The organism is Rugosimonospora acidiphila (genome assembly GCF_039543385.1).
Taxonomy (GTDB): domain Bacteria; phylum Actinomycetota; class Actinomycetes; order Mycobacteriales; family Micromonosporaceae; genus Rugosimonospora; species Rugosimonospora acidiphila.
The window spans coordinates 1-21,039 of the sequence record NZ_BAABJQ010000049.1 but is presented as its reverse complement, the minus strand read 5'-3'; the positions used below and the strand labels follow the sequence as shown (position 1 = coordinate 21,039).

Here is a 21,039-nt window from a genome sequence, read left to right as displayed (position 1 = left end):
CACGGGGCCGGCGCGCCCATCGGGGTCCGTGCGCGCCGGTCCCGCGGCGATGCTGCCCGAAACCGTGCCGAATCAACGGCGACGGCGGTGGTCAGGAAATCTTCGCCCCCGACAGGACGACGATTTCGGCGTCCCCGGCGAACGTGGCCGACGGAAGGTCGACCAGGTACTTGCCGTCCAGGTAGGTCTGATCCTCGGTCTGGATGTTGATCCGAGTGTCGTCGATGCTGGCGCCCTCGGTCTTCTTCCCCGCGGAGGCCGAGAACGTCACCAACTGGAAGGGACTGACGTCGTCCTTCGACGCGACCGTGTGCACGCCGCTGGCGTCCGCGCCGAGAATCGCGATCGAGTCGCCGGGGATCGCCTGAGTCCACAGCTTCTTGCCGCTCGCCAGGTCTATGGCATTGACATTGTTGACGCGCGAGTCGTGGGGGCGCGCCCCCTCGATGTAGAGCGTGTGCCCGTACACCGCGTACCCGTGGGGTACCTGCTGGCCGCCGTTCTGGTCGGACGGGGTGAACGCGTCGTTCGTGTCATAGTCGTCAAGCTTGACGGTCGTCGGGGTGGTCGAACCGGAACCCTTGGGCACCGAGAAAGACAGCAGCTGCGCGGAGGAGTCCGACGAGTCCGCCACGAACAGGTACCCGTCGGCGGGGTCGCTCCAGAGCGACACGGTGTCCTGGTCTCCCAACTGCCGGATCTGGCCCGTCCAGGTCTTGGCCCCGGTCTGAGCGTTGTAGCCGGTCACGATGTAGCTGTAGTTCAGCCCGCCGCTGGCCGGCGTACAGGTATGGAGCGCGTAGGCGGTGGTCCCGATGACGGACGCGCCCCACAGGTCACAGTCGAGCGAGGCGTCGAAGTCATCCTCCGACTTCTGCCAGAGCTTCTTGCCGGTCGTCAGGTCGTACGCGCCGAGGGTGTCGTCCGGGGCCACGACCGCCATGACATCGCCGTCCACCGCCACGAAGGTCGCTGACGGCGTCGAATGCCCCTTGGGGTCACCAAGGCTGATCGCGTGCGGCCACACCTGTTGGCCAGTGTCGAGCTTGAACGCTACGAGCTGGTCGCAGAACTTCTCTCCGTAGGCGAGCACGCCGATCCCGCCGGCCGTGGTCGTGCTCATGTGGCAGCCGGTGCTCCCCGACGGGACCTGCCAGCCCCAGATCTGGGCGCCGTTCTTGAGCGAGTAGGCGATGACACCGTCGGAGCGGCCGTCGATCACGGAGGTCGGCGTGGCCCAGCTTCCCGCGAGCGCCGTGTTCGTGGACTGCGTGCCCTTGGTCGCGTTCACCGACCAGGCGACCTTCATCGTGGCGCCGGACGACTTGGAGTGGAGCCCGAACCCGACCCCCGCCCCGATGATGACGAGCACCACCACGCCGATGAGCACATTCCGCAGGAGGTGCCCGCCCTTCCGTGGCTGCGCCGGCGCCGCCTGTGGCTGCCCCTGCGGGCCGCCCCATCCCCACTGGCCCGGTCCAGGCTGCCCCGGTCCGGGCTGCCCCGGTCCAGGCTGCGGGTATGGCTGGCCCGGCTGCGGGTATGGCTGGCCAGGCTGCGGGTATGGCTGACCCGGGGCCGCCTGCGGGTACGACTGCTGTCCCGGGAACGGCTGTGGGTATGGCTGGCCGGGCGCCGGTTGCGCGTATGGCTGTCCGGGGGCGGCCTGTGGGTAGGGCTGGCCGGGCGGGGGCTGGGTGAATTGCTGTGCCGGTGCCGGCTGTGCGTATGGCTGGCCCGAGGTGGGTTGCGGGTATGGCTGGCCCGACGTGGGTTGTGGGTAGGGCTGGCCCGAGGTGGGTGGTGCGAACTGCTGCCCGGGGGCCGGAGGCTGGTAGCCGGTCGTTGGCTGCTCGCCGCGTCCGTTCTGGGGGCCGGTCGGTGCCGTCATGCTGTTCCTTCCTGCCCTACGCGCCGATGACCTGGTGGACGAATGCCACCCATTGCGTCCGGAGGTCGTCCAGGGAGATCCCCAGTAGCTGCGAGGCGACCTTCGCTGGGTCGTCGTCGCCGGGGGATCCATTGGCGTTCGCGGCCGGCCGGTAGTTGGCGACCGCGAACCCGATCGCCTTGTCCAGGCCGTACTTCTGCTCGATGAAGTAGAACACCATCGTGCCGAGGCCGTAGCACCCGTCGGCCACGACGAGGTCGTCGCTGTAGACATTGTCGTTGCTGGGGAACGACTTGCCGTCCCACTTCCTGCCCTTGTCGCCCACGGTGGCGTACTGCTTCAGCTCGGGCAGCTTGACGTAGTTCTGCAGGGGGTTCGAGTAGCTCCTGGTGGCCATGAAGTCGGCGAACCCCTCGACGACCCAGAGGGGCATGCTCGGATCGGACGCCGTCATGATGCTGAACGTCATGTTGTGCGTGTCCTCGTGCTGGAACAGGTCCTGGGCCGTCTCTTCGCCGGTACCGGCGTGAAAGAAGTCCGTGGTGAGGTCGGCGACGATCCTCGAGCCGAACACCTGGGTCACGGTCCGGTCTTGGTCCATGCTGTCCGCATTCAGCACGGGGATCGTGAGCGCGGCCTCGTTCCCGTGCTGGTTGGCCTCACCGGAGTACCAGTAGTAGAACTTGTCCCGGTCGCTGGTACCCACGATGAAGGCGCCGGGCGCGAGCCCCGTCGTCGGTGCCCCCGCCTGCTTCCAGACGGTCCTGTTGGTCGCGATCGCTTGGGCGATCACGTCAGCGCTCTTCTTGAGCAGATCGCCGTCGGCGGCGGTCTCGGCCGTGAGCACGACGTTGGGGCGCTCGATGACGACAATGTCCTTCGGGCTGTCCCAGATCGCCGGGTAGTACACGTACTTGGCCTCTCCCAGGACCGACGACGCCCCGTTCACGGCCGTGATGACGACCGGTGCGTCGGTGCCCGAGCGGGACAGAGTCCACTCGTACCACTCGGGCAGCGGCGTCGCGTCGACGCCCCTAACCTGGTGCACCAGCGCGATGTCCATCTTCACGGAGGACGCCCCGCCACCCGCGTTGAACAACCGGCCGCCCTGGCCGATCACCTGGTACTCGAGCTTGTCGAAGGTGAACTTGCCGATGTTGTCGAACATCCTCCCGGCCTGGGTGGCCACCGCGCCGGGTGTGTGCCGGGAGACGAACGACGCCTTGTCCCGCTTGGTCAGCGCGGTATTGAGCACGCCGAGCAGGGCGTTGACGTCGTCGGTGGAGATTCCCCCGCTGTTCGCGGCGGCGCCGGGCAGGGGGGCGAAGTCGTCCGAGTCGTCCGAGCCGCCACCCGCGAGCGCGCGAGCGCCGAAGAACCCGCCGCCCGCGACGACGACCGCGCCGCCGATGATGCCGAACAGGCCGCGCCTGCTCAGCTTCCGCTGCTGGCCGGGTTCCTGCGTGGGCGGCATGCCCGGTGGAGTTCCGGGCTGACCGCCCTGCGGGCTCCAACCGGGCCACGGGCCACCCTGCGGTGGCGGGCCGGCGGGAGGCTGCTGCGGCTGCCCGTACTGCGGTGGCGAGCCGGCGGGGAACTGTTGGACGGCCGGTCCGTACTGAGGTGGTGGGCCGGCAGGGGGTTGCTGTGGCTGCCCGTACTGCGGTGGCGCGTATGGTGCCGGGGGCGCCGGTGGGGGCTGGGGTTGGTTCCAGTGTTGCGGTGGCTGGCTCACATCATTCCCTGCGATCGGCTGGTCCTTTACTCCCGAACCGCCAAGCAGGTTAGCAATCGTCCGCTACCGCAGGACTTGACCCCCTCTGCCGAACAGGGAGTGAGCACCGTGTTGTACGGGCGGTAAGGCACCCCGAACGCTCGGCAACGGCCTGTCCGTGACCGCGCCACCCCGAGTAGTGTGAACGTTAACAATGTAAATACCTAAATGGCTGGGAGAGACTGGAACCTTCGCCGGCTCGCCGCGATTACTCCTAGTCATGGGCCGAGGTAGCGGCGCCTTGACCCGGGCCTCCGAATCGTCCGTGACTCCAGTGCGTGACGGCTCCGGGCCGGTGTGACCGGGCCCGGGCGGGTGCCACCCCGCGGTGCCACCCCGCGGTGCGTCCCGCGGTGCGCCCGCGCGACGCGGTCGCACGTCGCGGCGCCGGCCATCCGCCGGAGATCCCAGGGCCCCGAACCATTCGTGCGGCTCCATGGACTCCATCCATCCAAGCTCTTGACACTATCTATGTGATCGCTAACATCTCTGCACAAGGCCATGTCGAGTCATCGATGGGTCGAGGCCCGTGTGGCACATCAGCATCGGAGAAGGAGGCTCACCACGCCGGCCGTCCCGGTTGCGAAACGCTAACAGCTCGTGGAGAGGAAGACCGAGGCCCGGCCTCGCCACTGCCCGTCACACCCCATACAGAAGGGCACAGCAATGAAGACGAAGTACCTCGCCGTCGCGACGGCGATCGCCGTACTGGTAGTCGCCGCTGCGTGTTCGAAGAACCCCGGTGGTTCGTCGGGGTCCGCGCCGGCGGCGAGCACCCCGCCGCTGCAGGGCACGGTGGCGTTCAATCAGGACAACCTCACCAAGCTCGACGGGGAGCTGAAGTCGGCCATGGCCGGCAAGGACCTGTCCGGCGTGAATATCGCGATGGTCGTCAACGTCGCCGCCGACTACTGGAAGGCGGGGCAGGTCGGGTTCCAGAAGGGCTGCACCGACCTGGGGATCGCGAAGAACAAGTGCACCTACTTCGCGCCGCCGAACGGGAAGCTGACCGAGCAGACCTCCGAGCTGGAGACGCTGGAATCGCAGGGGGTGACCGGATACTCCATCTCGGCGATCGACCCGACCTCGGCGGCCGGCACCATCCACAACGACGTGAGCAAGGGCGTGTTCGTGCTGGCGGTCGACTCGCCCCTGCCGGACACCGATGCCGCCGGACTCTACCTGGGCACGCCGAACTACACCGCTGGGCTGCAGGCGGGCCAGGCGATGAAGCAGGTACTGGGTGGCAAGGGCAAGGTGGCCATCCTGGTGGGTTCGCTGACCGCGGCCAACGCCACCCAGCGGATCCAGGGCTTCGAGGACGGGCTGAAGGGCTCCAGCATCACCGTGGCGCAGAAGGTCAACGACAACCTGCAGGCCAGCACGGCGACCTCGGACGCGGAGACGATCCTGGCCAACAACCCGGACATCACCGGGCTGTACGGCGTGTACTCGTATGACGGTCCGGCGCTGGCGCAGGCGGTGCAGTCGGCCGGCAAGGCGGGGAAGGTGCACATCATCTCCGACGACTCCGACGCGCAGACCATCGGCTTCATCAACTCGGGCGTCATCTCCGGCACCGTCGTGCAGATGCCCTACGAGCAGGGCTACACCGGCGCGTACATCATGGCCGCGGTGAAGGTGCTGGGTAAGGACGCCACGATGGCGATCGTCAAGCCGTACCTGGAGACCGACGGCACCACGCTCAGCTCCGGCGTGGGGCTGCTCACCCAGTCCGACCTGAGCCAGTACCAGGCCCTGGAGAGCCAGCTCGGGATCGGGTGAGCGATGACGGTACCGGAAGGTGCCCCCGGCCGCGCGGTCACCGCGCGGCTGCGGGGCGTCCACAAGTCGTACGGCCCGGTCCGGGTGCTCGACCTGCCGACCCTGGACCTGCACGCCGGCCAGGTGATCGGCGTGGTGGGGGAGAACGGTGCCGGCAAGTCCACGCTGATGGGCACCCTGGCCGGGTCGGTGCACCGGGACGGCGGCACCGTCGAGATCGACGGCGTGCCGCTGCCTCCGGGCTCGACCGAGGCCGCCGGCGTGGCCGGCGTGGCCATGGTGTCCCAGGAGTTCCCGCTCGTCGGCCAGCTGTCCGTGATGGAGAATCTGCTGCTGGGTCGGCGGCCGAGGCAGTCCCGGCGGCGGGTACTGGTGGACCGGCCGGCTCAGCGGGCCGAGGCCGAGGCGATGCTGCGCGAGATCGGCCTGTCGCCGAAGGCGATCCCGGTGCACCGTAAGGTGCGCACGCTGCCGGTGCCGACCCGTCAGATGATCGAGATCGCCAAGGCGTGGGGGCGCGAGCCGCGGCTGCTGATCCTGGACGAGCCGACCTCCTCGCTCGGGCCGGTCGAGGCCGAGATGGTGCTGGGCCTGGCCCGGCAGCTCGCCCAGCGCGGCGGCACGGTGCTGTTCATCGGGCACCGCCTGGACGAGGTGCGCGCGGTCAGCCACCGCGTCATCGTGCTGCGCAACGGCCGGCTGGTCGCCGACCTGAAACCGGCCGAGGCCACCGAGGACCGGCTGATCCGGGAGATGGTGGGCGGCGAGATCGGGCACGCCGAGGGCAAGAGCCGCCCGCCGGAGGGCGAGGTGGTGCTCGGGGTACGCGGGTTGACCGCGGCCGGGCTGGGCCCGCTCGACCTGGACGTGCACGCCGGCGAGATCGTGGGTGTGGCCGGGCTGATGGGTTCCGGGCGCAGCCGGCTCATCCACACGGTGGCGGGCGCGCAGCCGGCCACGGGTGGGCAGCTGTCGCTGGCCGGGCAGCGGTACGCGCCGCGGGGTCCGGGCGACGGCGCGGCGGCGGGGATCGCGCTGATCCCGGAGGACCGCAAGGAGCAGTCCCTGGTGACGTTCGCGCCGATCCGCGCCAACGTCACGGTCTCCATCCTCAAGCGCATCAGCACCGGCGGCCTGCTCGGCACCCGTCGCCAGCGCGAGGAGGCGAACCGGATCGCGCAGAGCGTGAAGGTCCGGATGCGGTCGGTGGAGCAGCCGATCGGCGCGCTCTCCGGCGGGAACCAGCAGCGGGCGGTGTTCGGCCGGGCCTTCGCCATGCGGCCTCGGCTGCTGCTGCTCGACGAGCCGACCCGCGGGGTCGACGTGGGCGCGAAGGCGGAGATCTACGACCTGATCGACCGGGCCGCGAACGACGGGACGGCGGTGCTGGTGGCCTCCTCGGAACTGGAGGAGCTGCTGTCGATCTGTCACCGGATAGCGGTGATGAACCACGGCCGGATCGTCGCCGTCTTCGACCACGCAAGTGCCACCAAGGAACGCATCATGACCGCCGCCGCCGGCACCGGTCACAGCCCGGACGCCGCGACCTGACCACCGTGTGACCTGACCACCGTGAGATCCGAGCATCGTGAGAATCCACCATCGTGAGGCCAGACCACCGTGAGGAACGGAGCCGCACCATGAGCGCGCAGAACACGCTCGTCCCGAAGGAGACCACGCCGCCGGCGAAAGCGGCCTCCTCCACCGTGGGCCGCCTGGCGCGCAGGCTCGCCGAGTCGCCGGAGGCCGGCGTCATCATCGCCTGCGTGGTCGTCTTCGCCATCATCGCCGCCAAGGCACCGACCTACTCCAGCACGGGCAACCTGCAGGTGATGGGGCGGGACCTGGCCCAGGTGGGCATCCTGGCGGTCGGCGAGTCGCTGGTCATCATGACCGGCGGCATCGACCTGTCCGTCGGCGCGCTGGCCGGCCTGGCCGGCATCCTCGCCGCCTGGTTCAACGTGAACCAGGGCATGCCGGCCGGGGTGGCGATCCTGCTCACCGTGGTCGTCTGCGCCGCCGTCGGGCTCTGGCACGGGACCATGGTCACCCGGCTGAACGTGCCGCCGTTCGTCATCACGCTGGTGACGTACACCGTCGCGCAGGGACTCTCGCTGGCCATCACCAGCGGTACCCCCATCAACGGCATCTCGTCGGTGTTCGGCAACCTCAGCGCCTACTACATCGATCGGGTGCCGGTGCCGGCGCTGTTCTTCGTCGCGGTGGTGCTCATCGCCTGGTTCGTCATGGAGCGCACGTACGTCGGCCGGCAGATCTACGCGGTCGGCGGCAACCGGGAGGCCGCCCGGCTGGCCGGAATCCCGGTGCGCCGCCGGATAGTGGCCACCTACGTCGCCAGCTCGGTGCTCGCCGCCGTCGTCGGTGTCCTGGTCATCGGCCGGATGAACGTCGCCGACCCCTCCGTGGGCGCCGGCTGGGAACTCATCGCCATCGCCGCGGCCGTGGTCGGCGGCGTGTCCCTGTTCGGCGGCGAGGGCCGCATCACCGGCATCGCAGCCGGCGCGATCCTGCTGGAGTTCATCGCCAACGGGCTGCTGGCGCTGCACGTCAGCCCTTACTACCAGCAGGTCGTGCAGGGCGGTGTGCTCGGCGTCGCGATCCTGCTCGACCGCCTGAGAGCCAGCTACTTCGGGCGCGGGCGCCGCTGAACCCTCATCGACGCCCGGGCTGCGAAGACCGGACGGCCGCCCCGCGTGGGGCGGCCGTCCGTGGTGTGGTCGGGACCGTGCCGGTGACTATCCGCGCGGGTCGGCGCAGGCGATCGAGGCGTTGACGGTACCCGTCTTGCCGGCCGCGCTCACCGTGATGGGCGCGGAACCGGTCCAGCCGACCGGCGGCTTCACGTTGGTCACCACCGCGCTGCCGTTGCCCTTCGCTCCGGTGCGGAACGTGACGGGGGTGCTGATCCCGCCGCCGTTGACCGTGTAGGAGGTGCTCGGCATGCCGGCCGTCACGGTGACCGTGACGTTCGCGCCGAGGTCGTTGCACGCACCCAGTGCCTGGGCCGCGATGAGCTGACCCACCGGCGTGCTCACCGCGCCCACGGGACCCGAGAAGTACTGCGGGAACAGGTCGCCGGTCGGCCAGGAGGTCACCGCGTCGGCCGCCGTCCACAGCGCCGAGTCGATGGCCGAGTACGTCGACCCGGTCGGGTCCGAGGGGTCGTCGCGCTGGTTGAACAGCGCCGCCCAGCTCCACCCGTTGTACGTGCGCACCAGCCACGTCCAGGTGCCGTCGAGGGCCCCGTTGTGCCAGGAGTTGTACCCGACGCCACCCGCGGTCGGCCGCACGTCCCAGCCGTAGCCGTAGTACCACCCGTCGGCGTTGACCCCGGTCTCCGGCTTCGCGAACGTCGCGGTGACCGACGCCTGGTTGAGCACGTTGGTGCCGGCCGGCAGGTCGAAGATGGTGGCGAAGCGCACCAGGTCCACCGCGGTGGCCAGCCAACCGCCGTTGGCGTTGTGGTTCTCCAGGTTGAACTCGCCGCCGTACGGGGTGGGCACGATCGTGCCCGACGGGTCGAGCACGGTGACCGCGGTCTTCGGGTCGTAATAGGGCGACTCGGTCGGCAGCGCCAGATCCGCCGCGGTGCGGCCGAGGCGCATGTCGGTGATGCCCAACGGGCCCAGCACCGCCTGCTGGACATAGTCGCCGTAGGACTGGCCGGTGATCGCCTCGATGACCCGCCCGAGCAGCATGTACCCGTAGTTGCTGTAGCCGTAGGCGGTACCCGGTGCGTGGGTCAACGGCCGTCCGGAGTTGTACTCGATGATCTGCTGCTGGCTGACCGGCAGCGGGGTACCGAAGAACTGGCTGATGGTCCGGTCGGCGAGCATCGGGTCGAAGCCGGTGACCGTTGGGTCGCCGAAGCCGCCGAGGTGCTGCAGCACCCGGCGGATCGTGGTCTGGGCCAGTCGAGAGTCGGCGGTCTGTCCGGGCGGCGGGGTCAGGTCGACCAGCTGCCCGATCGGCTGGTTCAGGTCCAGCCGGCCGTCCTGCGCCAGGCGGCTGATCGCGGTCGCCGTGATCGGCTTACTGATGCTCGCGACCCGGAACAGGGTGCTCGGCTGGATCAGCTGCCACGGCTCTGGCTCCTGTAGGCCGTAGTTGACGCTGTAGCCGGTCGCCTTGACGAGCCTCCCGCCCGTGGTGACCGCGAGCGACCCGGAGGTGATGCGGCGGTCCTCCATGAAACTGACCATGGTGTCGTCGAAACTGTCCATGCCCGGCGAGGCCGGCCCGGACATGTGCACCTGCTGGCGCAGCGAGCCGGCGGTGCCGCTGCCGGGCGGCCAGGGCATCGCGGCGGCCCGGCCGGCGGGTGCCAGCGCCGAGGCGACCCCCGCCGCGCCGGCCGCGACGCCCGCCGCGCCGGCCAGTTTCATGAAGGAACGACGGCGTACTCCGGTCATGCGGTTTCCTCCCCAGGATTCATTGATCATTAAGGTATACCCGACGGCGCGGACGAACCGGACGCCGGGCGCCCGCGCGGTACCGCGAGCAGAGGGATCAATCGATGGGGGCGGCGTGTTCGATCGGGCAAGCTGGCAGCGGTGGCGGGGGCTGTTCGACGCGCTGCGCGAATCCGACCCGGGCGGGTGGGAGGGCGACGTGCTGCTGCCGTGGGTCGAGGCGAACGCGCCGGCCGTCGCGGAGCTGCACCGGATCGGACACGCGGACAACAGGTCGGTCGTCGTTCCCAGGGATCCGACCCACCACACGCCGCTGGAGACCCTGTACGTGCTGAGCAGGGTGCTGGACCTGCTGATCGCGCCGCCCGTCACCGGCGACCCGGGCCCGGTGGGCTCGGTCCGGCCCCACCCCGGCTACGGGGCGTTCGGTGCGGCGCTGGGCTGCCGCCGGATCGAGGAGGAGGAGTTCCACCCGTTCCTCCATGAGATCGTGGAGGTGCTTCCGGCCGGTGACCCCGACGAGCCCGTACGGCTGGTGGGGCAGCGGTGGCCCGGTCTGTTCGCCGGGTCGATGCTGGTGACTCGGGCCGGCGTGATGGTTCGGGCCGGAGCCAACCGGCTGGTACCCGAGGTCGCCGAACGGTCCACTCTGTACTGGGCGTGGCGGCGGCATCACCGTCCGGTGCTCGACCTGTCCCACGCCTGGGGAAGCAACTCCCAGTGGGGCACGGATTTTCGGCGCGACTACTGGGCGGACGGGCGGCTGTACTACAACGTCGACGCCGGCCACCGGCGGCCGATCGACCACCCGGAGTTGAGCCGCGAGGCGGCGCACGACCTCCTGCGGTACCGGTGCGGGACGACCGTCGACGTCGGTCGCGACCAGTGGATCTGGGATACCGGCCTGGTGGAGCCGGCACCCCGCTGACCCACCGGTCGCGACCGTGCCGTCAGTTCGACGGGTACTGGTAGTAGCCGCCGTAGAGGTCCACGAGCAGGTCGACGGTTGCTCCGCCGCCGTTGTAGAGGTCGATGGATCCGTTGGCGCCGACCGGGACGATGGCCATGTTCGCCACAGTCTGGCCGCCGGCGAAGTCCACACTGGACGTGGTCGGTCGCGCGGCGCCGTGCGGGTAGGCGGTGATGTAGCCGGGGGAGGATTCGTTGGTGGTGGTCAGGTTGATTTCGACGGCGGAGACTCCGGCGGCCGGGGCGTTGACGTGTGAGGCGACCGGCAGGGTGATGGTCTGACCCGGTTGCAGTTTCGCGATCTGACCATTGGACCCGAGCCCGGATCGGGTGTCCAGCAGCCGCTGCGGCGCAGACGGTAGGAAGACCGACGCGTCGCCGTACTGGTTGTAGTAGCCGACCAGGTCGGCGAGGAAGTCGGCGGTGCCGGGTCCGGAGTTGTAGAGCGTGACCTTGCCGTCGGTCAGTGGAATCACGACCAGGGAACAGGCGGTCTGGCCGGTGGTCCAGTCGGCGTTGGAGATGCCCGGTCGCGTGGTGCCGTGGGCGTACGCGGTGAGGAACCCGGCGGACTTGGTGTCGGTGGCGGTCAGGTTCATCACCACTTCGGCGGCGTCGGCCGGTACGCCGTTGGTGCCGGCGACCTGGAAGGTGACGGTGTCCTTCGAGGCGACCGCGCCGGCCGGAGCGCCCAGGCCGCTGCGGGTGTCCAGCACCCGGACGGGGCCGGCGGGCTGGTAGGTGTCCCCGACCTCTCCGTGGGTCTGGAAGCCGTAGGTGTCCACGATGAGGTCGACGGGTCCGGTGCTGTGGTTGTAGAAGTCCACGATGCCGTCGCCGCCGGCCAACGCGAGGGCGTGGTTGGCCACGGTCTGCCCGGCCGCGTAGTCCACATTGGAGGTGGTCGGGGTGGGGGTGCCGTCGGGGTACACCGCGATGAACCCGGAGGACTTCGCGTTGGTCACCGTCACGTTCACCAGCGCGCCGTCCGCCTCGCCGAACCCGGCGTTGAGCTGGTCGAGAGACAGCTTCACAACCCCACCGGCCGGCACCTTGTCGACCCCACCACCGCTGCGGCTGTCGTAGACCCGCTTCGGATCGTCGACGGTGCGTGAGAAGGCGTCTCCCGCGGTCGCCGTGCCGCTGGCCGTCGAGACGCGGCCGAGCCGGTCCGTCACCGTCAGCGTGACGGGGTAGCTGCCCACGACCGAGTACCCGTGGCTGATCGAGATGGTGGCGGTATCCGTGGCGAGGTCAGAGGTGGCGCCGTCGCCCCAGTCGATCACCGCGCTGCTCACCTCCCAGGGTTCCGAGACGGTGACCGTCCCGCCCGCATAACCCGGCAGGATCTCGGTCTGGCCGAGCGCCGGATTCGTGAACGTCTCCGCTCCCAGGGCCATGGTGACCTTCGGCGGAGCGACGGTGCCGACCGTCACCGTCTGCGTGGCGGTTGACCGGGTGCCGCCGGTGTCGGCGGCGGTCGTGGTCTCGGTGTACACGCCCGGGGTCCGGTACGTGTGGGAAAGGACATCGCCCGACGCCACCGGCATGCTGCCACCGCCGTCGCCGAAGTCCACCGTGTAGGAGACCGGCTCGTTCCAGGGGCTGGTGCCGCTCGAGGTGACCTTGAACGTCGTGGCCAGCGGCGCCAGACCCTCCACCGGAGTCATCGCGACGACCGGGCCAATCAGATCCTGCCGCTCGTACGGGCCCCGGTCCGCTGCCGGCGTCCCGATGCCGGTGTCGGCCACCAGCGGGTCATCGGCCCGCGGGTTGCCGTTGAAGTCCGTGGACAGTTCGCCGGGTGCGTTCGCGTCCGCCGAGTCGAGCAGCGGTGAGTTCTCCGGAGGTATGGACCCCGCGGCCGTGCTCAGATCGAGGTCGTGCGCTCCCTGCCCGGTGGCCGTCTGGAAGGCGGCGGCGGTCGGGTAGGTTGTGCCGCCCCAGTCATCCTCGACCGCCGGGGCCAACGTGCGGTACGCGTTGTAGTCGGCGTGCACGCCGGCCGCTGAGTCGGCGTCTACCGAAAGCCCTACGGTCGGCGACGGACAGCCGGTCCCCGTTGTGACGTTGGACACGTTGTTCTCCACCGTCGCCGAGGCCCCGCCGTCGATGGTGATGTAGCCGCCACATCCGGCGGTGAACGCGTTGCCGGTGACCGCGGCGTCCACCGCACCGTGAATCGCCACGCCCCCGGATCCGTGAGCCTGTAGGACGTTGGTGGTCACCGTGACGTGTAAGGCGCCCGGGTCGACCCGAACGATCGGGCCCTGGAACCCCTGGATCTCACTCTTTGACACCGTTACGCCGGACGAGTCGCCGTCGATGGTGACGCCGCTCGCCGCGGTGTTTCCGCTCGCCGGCTGCAGGAGCGCCCGGTCGATCGTCACGTCGGTCGAGCCGGTCACCCCGATGGCGGCCGTGCCGCCAAGGCCGATCACCTGGATCCCGGAGAACGTGACGTCGTGCACGCCGGCGAGGCTGACGGCGCCGAGCAGGACGGGCTTCTGCTTGCCGATGGAGGTGAACGTGATCGGCGCGCCAGGCGTCCCCGAGCGCGAGATGGTCACCGACCCGTACTCCGCTGGCGAAGGGGCGACCACGATGGTCTGCCCCGCGACCGCCTGGTCGGCGGCGGGCTGAAGGTTGCAGAACGGCAGGTCCTCGGTACCGGAACCGGAGTCGTCGCACGTGACGCCGGAGTTCACGTACACGGTGGACGGTGGGTCGGCGGACGCTGCCGCAGCCGGTGCCACCAGGGTTGTGGTCGCCACCAGCATCAAAGCGAGCGCCAGTAATCGACGGGACGGACGCACGGTGCCTCCTCGGATCGGGCGGAGGCCGCTCGGTAGCGCTGTCACGTCCCCGATCCCCCGCCAACGCGGGATCCTACTGATCGGCGAGCACCACAGGATGCCGCCGTGCGGATGATCCGCCGGATCGCCCGAACGGTTGGAGCTACCTCTATTCAGGCCAGATCCGGGACCAGCGGGCGGCGCCCAGTGGTGCCGCGCAGAAGTCGTACCGCGCCCGACCATCGCCGAGCGCGACCAGGCTGGCCGACGTGGAGCCGTAGTCCCGCCCCGCGAACGCGCGCCCCACCAACAGCGCCCTCGGGTCGGCCGGATCGAGCCCGTCGCCACCGAGCAGCCGCACCCAGTCGCCCCAGAAGTCCACGGTGGACAGGCCGGCCAGCTCGCCGGAATCCGCCGCGCCACCGACCTCGCCCATCGCGCGCAGCAGCGGCAGGAAATGCGCCACCGTCGGCTCGTCGTCGTACCCGACGCCCCGGTTGACGATGATGTGGTCGCCCGGCGGCAGCGACCGCTCCCACAGCCGCCGCCCGTCCCACGACCACACCCGCACCTCACGCGGCGTGCCGCGGACCAGGTGGAAGCCGTCGTACCCGTCGCCCTCCGGAACCCGGCGCCGCAGCGCGTCCAGCGGGAGCGTGCCCCGGGTGGGCCGGTCGTCCCCGGCCGGGCGGGGCAGCCGCACCCCGTTGAGCACCGCGGCCACGCCCGGCCCGGACGGGTCGACCGCCAGCCAGGTGCCGCCGGCGCTCCGGTCGCGCCCGCCGAGCAGCCGATCCTCCCAGTACCGGCCCGGAGGGTCCCACGACCGGTCGACGAACTCGTCTCGCACGGCCGCCAGCAGCAGTGGCCAGGCCGCACCCGGCGCGAACCTCAGCAGGACGGTGCACACGAGAACTCAGCCTACGCGGACCTCGGGGGGCGCCGGGCCGCTCGCCCGCGCCCCCCGAGAGTGCCCGGAGTCACCCGCCGTAGGTGAGCCACACCCCGGCCGGGCGCTGCTGCTGCGGGCCGGGCCGCCGGTAGTCACACACCCCGGTCGGGAACGCGGAGCGCAGCTCCGCCTTCTGCGCGGCGGTGAACGCCACCGGGTAGTCGCCGAAGTTCAGCGGCCGCAGCGCGCACTTGAGCACCGGCATGGACAGTGGCGCACCGGAGACCAGCCGGGTGTTCGAGGCGACCGGGAACAGGCTGGCGCACTGACCGGAGCCGCCGTACGACAACCGTTCGTGGATCAGCGTCCCGTCGTCGCGGAAACAGCCGTCCGACACGTCGACCGGCCGGTCCATGCGCACCTTCGCCGAGCGCGACCGGTGAGAGCGGTCCGCGTCGATGGCGGTCAGCCAGCGGTCCATGGCGGCGAGTTCGTACACGCTGGCCGCCGCCGCGGTGGCCACATTGTTCTCGATGATGACCTGATTGGCCGCGGTACCGGCGGCGCTCATCCGGGCCCGCATGATGTACGACCACTCGGTGGTGTGGATGTCGTTGCCGAAGCCGGCCAGGTCGAGGTCGATGCGCTGGTCGATGACCGGGGTGTCGGCCAGCCCGAGCCCGCCGCTGTTGACCAGGTCGTCCCGGTAGGACGCGGCGAGCGCCCGCGAATCGGCCTGGCTGCGCTGCGGCACCGGACGGCCGGTGTAGTCGAAGCCGCCGATGTTGGCGTTGAGGTCGGCGAACTGCTGCGCGTTGATCTGCCCGCCGAGCAGGGCCGCGAGGCCGTACTGGACGCCGGTGTTGTCCACCGGGCTGTTGGCGAAGCCGGTGCGCGGGTTCCGGCCGAGCTGGTCGACCAGTTGCTCGGCCGCGGAGCACTTGACCCCGGTCGGGTTGGTGACCGGGTCCCAGCGCAGCGACACCGGGATCGACGAGTCGCAGCTTCCGGTCGCGGTGATCCGGCTGGCGAACGTGGCGTCCCAGGACCGGCACGTGTCGTAGGAGCGGTAGCCGGAGACGGCCTGCTGCTGCGCGGCGGTGAACGCGCCGCCGGCCGCGGCGAAGTAGCTGTCCAGCAGCCGGCAGTCGGCCACCGGTCCGGTCGTGGTGAACGGGTCGGTGAACGAGACGCCGGGCACGATCCCGTCGAGGATGCCCGGGTACGCGTCGGCGATGTCGTACTGCTGGATCGCGCCACCGGAGCCACCCCAGCCGATCGTGTGCGCGACCGGCCCGTACACCTCGATGAAGTGCTCCTTGACCATCATCGCGGCCTCGGCGGAGATGATGGGGCTGCAGTTGTTGTCCAGCACGTTCAGCGTCGACGACGCGACCGCGTAACCCTGCGCCAGGAACAGGTCGTTGACCACCCCACCGGTCGAGGTGCCCTGGTGGAAGCCCGCGTCGCAGCCGCCGCCGAAGGTGTAGACCAGCCTCCCGTTCCAGCTCGCGTCCTGCCGCCACGGCACCGGACCGGTGCCGTCGTAGAGGGCGGCGATCTGGTAGACCGCCCGGTCGATGGTGCCCTGCTCGAGCCGGACGATGTACGGCACCGTGCGGCCGCCCACCCGCGCGGTGGCCAGGTCGGCCGGGCGCGAGGCCGGGTCGGTCAGGGGCAGGAACGCGCCGGCGGCGTTCTTGTACAGGTACGAGACCTGGGTGGGCGCCGCGCAGTTGGGCGGGGTGGCGGCCGGAAGCCCGAAGGCTTCGGTCTGACAAATAAAGGGTAGTTGTTGCGTGCCGGCGAATATTGGTCCATTGACGCTGTGGTTGTCCACGGTCACGTCCGCCCGCTGGTGACCGCGCACGGCGGTGACCCGGTGCCGGCCGCCGGCCATGCCCGTGACCAGGACCAGCCACGAGCCGTCGGGTTGGCGGTGTGGCACCGCCTTGTTGGACCTGCCGTCGACCGCCAGCGCCGGAGCGCCGCCGGAGCCGGTGACCCGGACGAGGATGTCTCCGCCGCTGACCAGGGTCGGGCGCGGGTTGGACACCGGTGTGACGGCCAGCCGATCGGAGTGCGAGTCCGGGGCGGCGAGGGCCGGCGCGGCCGGCCCGGTCAAGGCGATGCAGGATAGGGCGGCAACGGCGACGACGCCGGCGGATCGTCTCATCGGGGGGCTCCCTCTCGAGTCGCTCCCTGCGACCCTACGACCGGGCAACATTCCTGTCGATAGTCTGCCGTCGATGGTGAATAGCGGATATGCGGCGGGTCAGGCGGATTCGTGTATGCGGGCAACCAGCGCCGGTACCCAGTGATTCCCGTACATTTCTCTCAGCTGTGGCAGTCGCCAGTCGTCCCCGGTGATGGTGCCCCGGCAGAGGACGGAGCCGCACCGGCACGCCATCCGGAAGTCGGGGCTCGCGGTGCTGGTCGCGTAGTCGTTGGTGAGCTCCTCGCCGCGCTCGATGCGGCGACGCGCCACCAGGGTGTAGGCGTCGACCCACCAGAGGTTCGGGTCGCAGCCGTGGTTGCCGTAGCCGTTGGGGCTGCCGGGCGGAAGCACGAGGTTCACGTCCTCGGTGACGGCGATGGTGTCGATGTAGGGGCGTCGCGGGTCCCGCGCGGCGGCCGCGAACAGTTCCCGCAGCCGCTGCCAGGTAACCAGCCGGCCGCCGAGCCGGGAGACCGCCGTTCCGGCCCGGATGGGCACGCGGGCGAAGAGTCCGAGTCCGGCGATCGGCGACGGGCCGACCTCGACGCCGGAGTGCAGCCAGCACTCGGCTAGCGGATCCTCCAACGCGCGCACCTCCTCGCACGAGGTGACCGCGGCACGAGCGGGACAGCCCCGTCGCCCGCCGTTTCCGGCTGGTACGACTGTAAAAGAAGGCGCGGGACGACGCCAGCGGTTCGGGTGGCCGGGCACCGACGACCCGGCGGATACCGTTCTCATCCAGCGCGGTAACTGGTTTGGCGGTCGGTGACATGATGTCCGCGTGAACGAGACATCGGGGGATTCCACTCCGGGGCCGGACGACAGCTACGACGACAGCTGGCGGAGCGACGACAGCTGGCGGAGCGATGACGGCTGGCGAAGCGACGACGGGTGGCTGACGCCGCCGCCGGTGGCGCGACCGATACCGCCGTTCCCGCAGCCGCCGCCGTTCCCGCAGCCGCCGTATGCGCAGCAGTCGCCGTATGCGCAGCAGGCCTTCCCGCAGCCGTTCGGGCAGCCGCGGCGATCCCCCGTGGGACGCCTGACAATCCTCGTGGCGGTTGTGGCCGTCGCGCTCACCGTCGGCCTCATCGGCCACCGGTACCGGGAGGAGCCGGACGCGATCCTCGGCCCGCAGCCGGCGCTGGCGTCGCAACCGCCGGCGCTGGTCCTGCCGGCGCTGCCGTCGCTTCCGCCGCTCATCCACGGCTCGCTCGGCCCCCCGGTCCACATCGGGCAGCCGATCCGGGACGGATCGCTCGAGTTCGTCGTCGCCTCGGTCGACTATGGCGCGAGCCGGATCGGCACGACGCTGACCGCCGTCGCCCATGGCCAGTTCGCCGAGATACACCTGCGCGTCACGAACGTCGGGACCGCCTCCAAGGAAGTCTTCAGTCTCTTCCAGGAGGCGTACGGGCCGGACGGACACCAGTACGGGGAGGCCATGGAGGCCGACCTGATGCTCAAGGGCAACCTTGAGGCGTGGGAGAAACCCATCGCTCCCGGCGCCTCGGTCACCGGCGTGCTGGTCTTCGACATCCCGAAGGGTCAGCGGCTCCACGCCGTCCACCTGCGTGAGGAACTGCTGTCCGCCGGCGCGCTGGTGCTGCTCGACTGACCCGCACGCGCCGGGTTCGACGCGGCGGCCGGCCCCCGGCGGGGCCGGCCGCCTGTGCCTTTCAGCTCTGGCAGGTGAGCTGGGCGCCGGCCCAGTCGCCGTGGTCGCTGTCCGGGCTGCCGTCGTCGTCCACGACCAGGCGCAGCAGCTGCGCGCCGGTCACGTCGGCGGCGAGATGCACCGCCGGGTCTGCGGCCGTCATCGGTCCGCTGTCGGCAACCTTCTTGCCGTCGGCGTAGATCTGGAAGCTCGCGTCCGCGTCGCTGCCGTCCTTCTCGTCGTCGATCCCGACGTCGGTGGTGACGCTGTCGCAGGCGCCGGCGAGGTAGTAGTCGATTTCGCTGGGCGCGTTGGTGCCCAGCCCCTTGGCGTACGTGGCGCCGTTGATGGTGATGGTCGTGCCGTCGCCGGCCGGCTGTTCACCGTTGCTGGTGTCCTTCTCCACCGGGCCCCAGTCGTTGTTCGCCGACAGCCAGGTCAGGTCCGACAGGTAGTGGGTGCCGGCTGCCGGTGGGGTGGCGATCAGGAACGACACGGTACTGCTCGTGGTGAGCCAGGTGCCGGCCTTCCAGCCGTACACCGCGGTCGCGGTGAACTGGTAGCTGCCGGGCGGCGTCCCGGCCGGCGGCGTGACCGTCCACTGTGTCGTGAGCGGTCGATCGGTGGCCAGCACCGCACCGGTCGGGCTGGACTTGATCGCGATGCCCCAGCCGGCCGGAGCGGTCAGGGTCACCGCGGGCTCGGTCGCCGGCGCGCGGCCGTGGTCGGTGAGGTTGGTGGTGACCGCGATCGGCTGATCCGGCTTGACCAGCAACTGGGAGGCGGTCTGCGCGGCATCCGGCAGGTCGATGCCCAGGTCGGTGGCGGGCGGGCTGGCCGACCAGGTGGCACCCGCCTTGGCGATGCGGTACACGACCGTGCCGTGCGCGGGTACCACGGCGCTGATCGTGCCGGCGGTCTCGGTGGTGGTGTTCTGCCACAGGTCGAGTTCGGTGTAGGCGGGAGCCTTCGTCAGGCCGGCCGCCGCGGCGGTGGTACCGATCCGGGCCGCCACGTCGTTCTCGTTGTACAGCGCCACCGCCATGTCACCGTTGCTCAGCGGCTTGGCCAGCACGACGTGCCCGTCGCTGTCGCTGATCGGCACGGCCTGCTTGGCCAACGGGTCCTGGTCGACGGCGATGAGGTTCTTGTTGGTCAGGATGGCCATCGTGGCGGCGCTGGCCTTGCGCAGATCGGTGCCGATCAGCAGCGGGGCCGACAGCATCGACCAGATGGCGAAGTGGGTGCGGTACTCGGTGTCGGTCATCCCGCCGTTGCCGACCTCCAGCATGTCCGGGTCGTTGAACGCGCCGGGCTTGGCGTCCGGGTACAGCGGCAGGTTCTGCTCGATGATGGACTTCAGGCTGTTCCAGTTGTCGGAGATGTCGCCGGTGGTGCGCCACAGGTTGCCGACGTCGGCCCCCCAGGTCCAGGGCTGGTTGACGCCCCACTCGCACAGCGAGTAGACGATCGGCCGGCCGGTGGCGGCCAGCGCGTCGCGCATGGTGGTGTACCGCGTGATGTACTGCTGCTGGGTGGTGCTCCCGGCGTTGTTGCAGTTGTCGTACTTGAGGTAGTCAACGCCCCAGTCGGCGAAGGTCTGCGCGTCCACGGTCTCGTGGCCGAGGCTCCCCGGGTACCCGGCGCAGGTGGCGGTGCCCGCGTCCTCGTAGATACCGAGCTTGAGCCCCAGCGAGTGGACGTAGTCGGCGGTGCCGGAGATGCCGTCCGGGAACTTCACCGGGTCGGGCACGAGGCGGCCGGTCTGCGGGTCGCGGGTGTGCGTCATCCAGCAGTCGTCGATGTTGACGTACTGGTATCCGGCGGCCTTGAGGCCGGAGGAGACGAAGAAGTCGGCGGTTTGCTTGATGAGCTGTTCGCTGACGTTGCAGCCGAAGGCATTCCAGTCGTTGAAGCCCATCGGAGGCGTGCGGGCCAGCCCGTTGTCGAGAGCCAGCGCGGGAGCGGGCCGTACCGAGTCGACGGTGATGCCGGCCACCCCGCCGGCCAGCGCGGTAGCGCCCAGGACGAGCCCGGTGGCGGCGGACAGCAGCCGGCGTGGCCGGCCGGCCGGGCGGGACTGGGGGCGGGGTTGCGGGTGGGACGGCGGGCGCGTCCCGGAGGCAGCGGGGGTGGATAGCGTCGATGGTGCGGATGGTGCGGATCGGTCGGGGACGGACCTGGCGGCGACGGGTGGGGGAGACGGACGCTTCGCGGTTCTTCGCATGGCGACCCTTTCGCGAGCGAGCGGAATGGCGCGAAGCCACGCGGGCGGGCGCGACCGTGCGCCTTAACGCCCGGTCCGGCTCGGCGCGTGTGACGCCACGCGTCGACCCAGATCAGTCGTCCGATGCCGCCGGCGGCTGCCATGGCCGCTTGTCGCCCATGCCCGCGGAGCACGCAGTTATAAACATAAACATCTAACTTTCCTCGACACAAGGGCTAACAACCACTCAACCGCGCGTGGGTTTATGGTCGTTCGACGGGCCGCACACGCGGGGCGGGCGCCGGCCGGCCACCCGACAACGGGGGCCCGGGGCGAAGGAGGTGGCCGGCCGTTGGCACGGCGGCGGCCACCGGCCGGTGCCGGGGACGCCGACACAGCGGCGGCCGGCGGTGAACACC

General features: G+C 70.4%; 14 protein-coding genes. 6 read left to right on the top strand and 8 right to left on the bottom strand.

Going from position 1 to position 21,039, the window contains the following annotated elements; translation table 11 throughout:
• Positions 1-91: 91 nt before the first annotated feature.
• Positions 92-1,390, bottom strand: coding sequence for an outer membrane protein assembly factor BamB family protein (locus tag ABEA87_RS40310; protein ID WP_345638965.1), 1,299 nt, complete (start codon positions 1,388-1,390; stop codon positions 92-94).
• 12 nt (positions 1,391-1,402) lie between these two features.
• Between ABEA87_RS40310 and ABEA87_RS40305 the strand changes: the two genes are divergently transcribed.
• Positions 1,403-1,921, top strand: coding sequence for a hypothetical protein (locus tag ABEA87_RS40305; RefSeq protein WP_345638964.1), 519 nt, complete (start codon positions 1,403-1,405; stop codon positions 1,919-1,921).
• On the opposite strand, the gene ABEA87_RS40300 is transcribed toward ABEA87_RS40305, so the two are convergent.
• Positions 1,908-3,365 carry a hypothetical protein gene (locus ABEA87_RS40300; RefSeq protein WP_345638962.1) on the bottom strand — a complete coding sequence of 486 codons (1,458 nt, stop codon included), beginning with the start codon at positions 3,363-3,365 and terminating at the stop codon, positions 1,908-1,910. The two genes, ABEA87_RS40305 and ABEA87_RS40300, sit on opposite strands and share 14 nt — an antisense overlap.
• A gap of 966 nt (positions 3,366-4,331) precedes the next feature.
• Between ABEA87_RS40300 and ABEA87_RS40295 the strand changes: the two genes are divergently transcribed.
• The 3 genes from ABEA87_RS40295 to ABEA87_RS40285 all read left to right on the top strand — a co-directional run bounded on the left by ABEA87_RS40295 (position 4,332) and on the right by ABEA87_RS40285 (position 8,119).
• Positions 4,332-5,450, top strand: a complete 1,119-nt coding sequence (locus ABEA87_RS40295; protein WP_345638960.1) for a substrate-binding domain-containing protein — start codon at positions 4,332-4,334, stop codon at positions 5,448-5,450.
• 3 nt (positions 5,451-5,453) lie between these two features.
• Positions 5,454-7,001: a sugar ABC transporter ATP-binding protein gene (locus tag ABEA87_RS40290; protein ID WP_345638958.1), complete on the top strand. Its 1,548-nt coding sequence runs from the start codon at positions 5,454-5,456 to the stop codon at positions 6,999-7,001.
• Between the two features lie 89 nt (positions 7,002-7,090).
• A complete protein-coding gene (locus ABEA87_RS40285) occupies positions 7,091-8,119 on the top strand; it encodes an ABC transporter permease (RefSeq protein ID WP_345638956.1) in 1,029 nt (342 codons plus the stop codon).
• 87 nt (positions 8,120-8,206) lie between these two features.
• Here the strand turns inward: ABEA87_RS40285 and ABEA87_RS40280 are convergent, their stop codons facing one another.
• On the bottom strand, positions 8,207-9,883 hold the full coding sequence (locus ABEA87_RS40280) for a serine hydrolase domain-containing protein (protein WP_345638954.1): 1,677 nt from the start codon (positions 9,881-9,883) through the stop codon (positions 8,207-8,209).
• Between the two features lie 115 nt (positions 9,884-9,998).
• Between ABEA87_RS40280 and ABEA87_RS40275 the strand changes: the two genes are divergently transcribed.
• Complete coding sequence (locus ABEA87_RS40275) at positions 9,999-10,811, top strand: hypothetical protein (RefSeq protein WP_345638952.1); 813 nt, start codon at positions 9,999-10,001, stop codon at positions 10,809-10,811.
• 22 nt (positions 10,812-10,833) lie between these two features.
• Here the strand turns inward: ABEA87_RS40275 and ABEA87_RS40270 are convergent, their stop codons facing one another.
• The 4 genes from ABEA87_RS40270 to ABEA87_RS40255 all read right to left on the bottom strand — a co-directional run bounded on the left by ABEA87_RS40270 (position 10,834) and on the right by ABEA87_RS40255 (position 17,342).
• Positions 10,834-13,668, bottom strand: a complete 2,835-nt coding sequence (locus ABEA87_RS40270; protein ID WP_345638949.1) for a PKD domain-containing protein — start codon at positions 13,666-13,668, stop codon at positions 10,834-10,836.
• A gap of 148 nt (positions 13,669-13,816) precedes the next feature.
• The gene (locus ABEA87_RS40265) at positions 13,817-14,557 is read right to left on the bottom strand and encodes an NRDE family protein (protein WP_345638947.1); all 741 of its coding nucleotides are present in this window, start codon (positions 14,555-14,557) and stop codon (positions 13,817-13,819) included.
• Between the two features lie 70 nt (positions 14,558-14,627).
• Positions 14,628-16,715, bottom strand: coding sequence for a DUF6351 family protein (locus ABEA87_RS40260; RefSeq protein WP_345638944.1), 2,088 nt, complete (start codon positions 16,713-16,715; stop codon positions 14,628-14,630).
• A gap of 99 nt (positions 16,716-16,814) precedes the next feature.
• Entirely contained in the window at positions 16,815-17,342 is a 528-nt protein-coding gene (locus ABEA87_RS40255; RefSeq protein ID WP_345638942.1) for an SET domain-containing protein, read from the bottom strand.
• A gap of 196 nt (positions 17,343-17,538) precedes the next feature.
• Here ABEA87_RS40255 and ABEA87_RS40250 point away from each other — a divergent pair, with 196 nt between their 5' ends.
• Complete coding sequence (locus ABEA87_RS40250) at positions 17,539-18,375, top strand: DUF4352 domain-containing protein (protein WP_345638940.1); 837 nt, start codon at positions 17,539-17,541, stop codon at positions 18,373-18,375.
• A gap of 61 nt (positions 18,376-18,436) precedes the next feature.
• Here the strand turns inward: ABEA87_RS40250 and ABEA87_RS40245 are convergent, their stop codons facing one another.
• Positions 18,437-20,641, bottom strand: coding sequence for an NPCBM/NEW2 domain-containing protein (locus tag ABEA87_RS40245; protein WP_345638938.1), 2,205 nt, complete (start codon positions 20,639-20,641; stop codon positions 18,437-18,439).
• Between the last annotated feature and the right edge of the window lie 398 nt (positions 20,642-21,039).